General features: G+C 67.5%; 7 protein-coding genes. 4 read left to right on the top strand and 3 right to left on the bottom strand.

Features of this window, described 5'->3' with window-relative positions; genetic code table 11:
• Window positions 1-176 precede the first annotated feature (176 nt).
• A complete protein-coding gene (locus tag ACIQ2E_RS14595) occupies window positions 177-461 on the bottom strand; it encodes a hypothetical protein (RefSeq protein ID WP_398332166.1) in 285 nt (94 codons plus the stop codon).
• A gap of 276 nt (window positions 462-737) precedes the next feature.
• Between ACIQ2E_RS14595 and ACIQ2E_RS14590 the strand changes: the two genes are divergently transcribed.
• The 3 genes from ACIQ2E_RS14590 to ACIQ2E_RS14580 all read left to right on the top strand — a co-directional run bounded on the left by ACIQ2E_RS14590 (window position 738) and on the right by ACIQ2E_RS14580 (window position 1,604).
• Window positions 738-947, top strand: coding sequence for a type II toxin-antitoxin system HicB family antitoxin (locus ACIQ2E_RS14590; protein ID WP_398332163.1), 210 nt, complete (start codon window positions 738-740; stop codon window positions 945-947).
• Entirely contained in the window at window positions 944-1,156 is a 213-nt protein-coding gene (locus ACIQ2E_RS14585; RefSeq protein WP_398332160.1) for a type II toxin-antitoxin system HicA family toxin, read from the top strand. The genes ACIQ2E_RS14590 and ACIQ2E_RS14585 overlap by 4 nt, the downstream gene beginning before the upstream one ends.
• Before the next feature lie 232 nt (window positions 1,157-1,388).
• A complete protein-coding gene (locus ACIQ2E_RS14580) occupies window positions 1,389-1,604 on the top strand; it encodes a hypothetical protein (protein WP_398332157.1) in 216 nt (71 codons plus the stop codon).
• Window positions 1,605-1,653: 49 nt separating this feature from the next.
• Here ACIQ2E_RS14580 and ACIQ2E_RS14575 read toward each other — a convergent pair whose 3' ends face one another.
• Window positions 1,654-2,025: a hypothetical protein gene (locus ACIQ2E_RS14575; RefSeq protein WP_398332154.1), complete on the bottom strand. Its 372-nt coding sequence runs from the start codon at window positions 2,023-2,025 to the stop codon at window positions 1,654-1,656.
• Between the two features lie 197 nt (window positions 2,026-2,222).
• Between ACIQ2E_RS14575 and ACIQ2E_RS14570 the strand changes: the two genes are divergently transcribed.
• Window positions 2,223-2,426, top strand: coding sequence for a Nif11 family protein (locus ACIQ2E_RS14570; protein ID WP_398332151.1), 204 nt, complete (start codon window positions 2,223-2,225; stop codon window positions 2,424-2,426).
• A gap of 94 nt (window positions 2,427-2,520) precedes the next feature.
• Here the strand turns inward: ACIQ2E_RS14570 and ACIQ2E_RS14565 are convergent, their stop codons facing one another.
• Window positions 2,521-2,961, bottom strand: coding sequence for a DUF1810 domain-containing protein (locus ACIQ2E_RS14565; protein WP_398332148.1), 441 nt, complete (start codon window positions 2,959-2,961; stop codon window positions 2,521-2,523).
• Window positions 2,962-3,194: the final 233 nt, after the last annotated feature.

Below are 3,194 nucleotides of genomic sequence, written 5' to 3'. Positions count from 1 at the left end.
CCTTCACCAGTGCCTTCCGCGCAGCATTTGCAGTGCCCCCATCGCAGAGCGCCATCGCTGGGCTGATCACCACCAGCCGCCACCAGCGCTGGATTGAGGCGTTCCTGGCGGATAGCGCTGCGGCCTGACAACCCCGGGCAGCAGCAGAAAAGGCCGGCCAGGGGCCGGCCTGAGCCTCAGCGGCTCGCCGCAGCCGCCAGCGACTGCACCAGTGCCTCCTGATCGGCCTCGATGGCGCGATCGATCGCATCCACCCGCGCCAGGAACAACGCCATGGCCGGCAGCAGATCCTCCTCGAGCAGCGTGATCTCCTCCTCCCCGTAGGGGTGATCGATCCAGGGCCTGGGGATGAGCAGCCCTCTGGCGGTGCGGGTGGCCAGCAGCCACTGCAGCGCCCGATAGCAGGACTCCACCAGGGCGATCGGATCCTCGGGGGCATAACCGAGAGCGTGTGTAGCCATGACGAACTGACGCCTTCCGGCGCAGCGACGGGACACCGCAGGGCATGCCCCGCCCGGCAAGGGGCGCCGCAGCGCGGCGCCTCGCGTCAGCCCTTGCCAAGGGGCGAGCCTGGAGGGGCCCGGCGCAGCGCTTCTGGTGGTGAGCCCAGGGCCGGTGGGGGCATCGTGCGGATGCTCCAGTGATTCCTCCCGGAGAAACCCTTGTGGGGCGGTGAGTCCCACCGGGCTGCCGCACTGGGATGCCACTCCTACAGTTTCACCATTCGGTCGAACCGCATGAACCTCACCCTGGAGGTGGAACAGGAGGAAGACGGCCGGTGGCTCGCCGAGGTGCTTGAGCTGCCCGGTGCCCTGGCGTACGGCGCCTCAGCCGATGAGGCCATGGTCAAGGCGGAGGCCCTTGCGTTGAGAGCGCTGGCCGAGCAGTTGGAGCACAGTGAAGTGTCGCCACTGCCGATCACGCTGTCGGTTCCTGCCGCTGCATGAGTGCTTGGCCAGCCGTGAAGGCCAGGCGGGTTCTGGCTGCTTTGTTGCGTCTGGGTTGGCAACAGAAACGCCAGAGCGGCTCCCATCGCACCCTCAGCCGAGACGGCTGGCCCGATGTGGTCTTTGCTTTTCACGACGGCGAGGAACTCGGGCCGCGGATGCTCGCGCGCCTCGCACGGACGACAGGACTGAAGCCAGAGGATCTTTGATCGCGATGGCTTGATCCGATCCACTGCGCCGAGCTGCTGCTCCCATTGGGCGGCCCGCACCAGCGGGCGGCTCACCTCTCAGCCGCGGCGGCCCGTGCCATGGAAGCGGCGTGGACCCTCCCAGCGTGCCCACTGCGTCAGCGGCGGCAAGGATCAGGCCGGGCCGCTCCGCGGTCCTTGCCGCCGCTGCCACAGCGGGCCTCGGTCGGGGTGTTCCACGCCTTCTTCTTCCATGGCACGCCCCACCGCTCCCTGCTGCGAGATCCGCACCCTGGTGCTGCACACCTATCCCGATGGCATCAAGGCCTATGGCCATGAGCGCATCACCACCCCGATCGGTCGCCGCGGCAAGCCGATCAAGAAGCTCCGCCTGATCCCGGCCGAGATGGCCTATGCGATGGCCCGGCATTTCCAGGGCCGGTTCGGCACCACCGTCTCGGTGATCTGAGGCCAGGCCTCAGCGGCCGGCCGGATCACCCGGCCGGCCATCGCGCGGCTCAGCCGCCGCGCTCCCAGCCAACGGTGGTGAGGCACTTGATCAGGCCTTGGAGCCGTTCATCGCGGAGCCTCTCCACAAGCAGCGAGCGCTCCCATGGCTGCCGGCGGATCAGGAGCTGATCGATCTCCTCCAGCTCCGCCAGCGCCCGCACCAGGGGCGGCAGCAGCTCGGTGCGGATCAGCTCCCGCTCTTCCCGCTGATAGGGCTGATCAATCCAGCAGCGCCGCCACATCCGCGGCCCCCGCTGGAGCATCAGCGCCTGTACTGCTCGCAGGACAGCCTCCAGTAACAGGACCGGATCTTCCTGCGGGGTGCCGATCCGTTGCAGCGGAGCAGCGGGAATCGACAGACGCGTGGGAGCAAGAACCATGGCGATCGGCGCCGGGTGCGGCGCAGCGACGGGACCGATCCCAGCGGAGGCCCGACATCAGGAGGGCCTCAGACTGGAGAGGCCCCGAGCAAGCTCACCCAACGGGTTGCAGGCTGTCGCTCTGCTGTGTGCCCGGCGGAACGTGGCGCAACGTCTCGGCCGTTGTCATGGTCGGAGCAGCCCCCGGGACGTGCGCGATGAGCTGGAGCGAACTGGAACGCCTGGTTGAGGACGCCGAAAGCCAGGGCGATCTGCAGCGAGCCCTGCGCCACTGCCGCTCTCGCAAGGAGCTGATCCTGGCGGCACGGCGCCTTGGCTACCGCATCACCCGGATGGATCTGCAGCGGGCCTGGCAGGAGGAGCAAGCGGAAGCAGATGGGGAGCGGCAGGCGCGCGGGTAGTTGGGCTTTCAGTCGTCGGGGATCTCGCCGGCGGGGCCAGAGGAACCAGCCGCTCCCGCGAACAACTGCGGAAGAGCCGCCAGCGGCGCTGCACTCAGCGGAGCTGCTCCAGCGTCCGCTCACAGCGCCACCCGATCTGATCCAGCAGTGCGCCTGCGCTATCCAGCCCGGCGGCCTCGAACAGGGTGAGGCTGCTCACGGTCTTGGCGGCATCGAGCCCGCTGCCCATCAGGTGCTCCAGGTTCTGGCCGGGCCGGCTGAGCTGGTCGTCGATCACGTCGATCACCGCCGTTAGCCGCTGCCGCAGCAGCGGATCCGCCAGGTAGGTATGGGCTTCTGTCAGACCGGAAATGCCGTAGCGCTGCGCCATTGCGGAACGACCCAGCCCTGCCAGCTGCGGCAACACGAACCAGATCCAATGGCTTTGTTTGCGGCCGGCATGTAGTTCGGACAGGGCGCGGTCGTAGATGGTGGGGTGGCCGGCGTTCTGGGCGTCATGAAAGGCCCGAAGCCTGGCTCCTGCAGTGGCCGTCATAGGGGTAAGAGAAACAACAACGTCGCACTGGTCAATCCGACCAGTTCGGCAAATCAGGCACCAAGCCACTTATCAGCAGGGATCAACAAGTTCGAGTGTCAGGAACCAGACGACGGCACCGGAGCGGCCTAGGGGGAAATCTCAGATTGATGGTTCAAGCGTTGTGCCCTTGCCGATGAAGAACTCATCCTCGCGGCCGTTGAGCGTCCTGCCATCCGCCCAAGTCAGCCCGA

The sequence above is a fragment of the Vulcanococcus sp. genome (assembly GCF_044369115.1).
In the GTDB taxonomy this organism is placed as follows: Bacteria; Cyanobacteriota; Cyanobacteriia; order PCC-6307; family Cyanobiaceae; genus Vulcanococcus.
This window is presented reverse-complemented; position numbering and strand designations above follow the sequence as displayed.